This window comes from Pseudoalteromonas fuliginea (assembly GCF_000690055.1).
Classification (GTDB): domain Bacteria; phylum Pseudomonadota; class Gammaproteobacteria; order Enterobacterales; family Alteromonadaceae; genus Pseudoalteromonas; species Pseudoalteromonas fuliginea.
This window is the reverse complement of the sequence record NZ_JJNZ01000293.1, coordinates 1-326: the sequence shown is the minus strand read 5'-3', so window position 1 is coordinate 326 and position 326 is coordinate 1. Positions and strand designations below refer to the sequence as shown.

1 protein-coding gene is annotated in these 326 nt (G+C 38.7%); it reads right to left on the bottom strand.

Going from position 1 to position 326, the window contains the following annotated elements; translation table 11 throughout:
• Nucleotides 1-326, bottom strand: a 326-nt coding sequence (locus tag DC53_RS22890) for a biotin/lipoyl-containing protein (protein WP_033032849.1), incomplete at both ends; no start/stop codon positions are given.

Here is a 326-nt window from a genome sequence, read left to right as displayed (position 1 = left end):
CCTTTTTCTTCTGCTATTTTACGCGCTAATGGTGATGCGAATATTCTTCCTCCATTAGTTGTAGCCTCTACTTTAGCAGTTGCTTCAACTTCTTTACTAGCTGTTGTAGCATTGTCAGATTTTTCTCCCGCTCCTTTATCTGAAGCAGCTTCAAGGCTATCATGATTATCAGCTATACCAGTAACATCAGTACCTGCAGGGCCTATAATAGCTAAAACGCTATCAACTGGTGCTGTTTCACCTTCATTTATACCTACATACAGAAGTGTACCTTCGTTAAAAGATTCAAATTCCATAGTAGCTTTATCAGTTTCTATTTCTGCAAG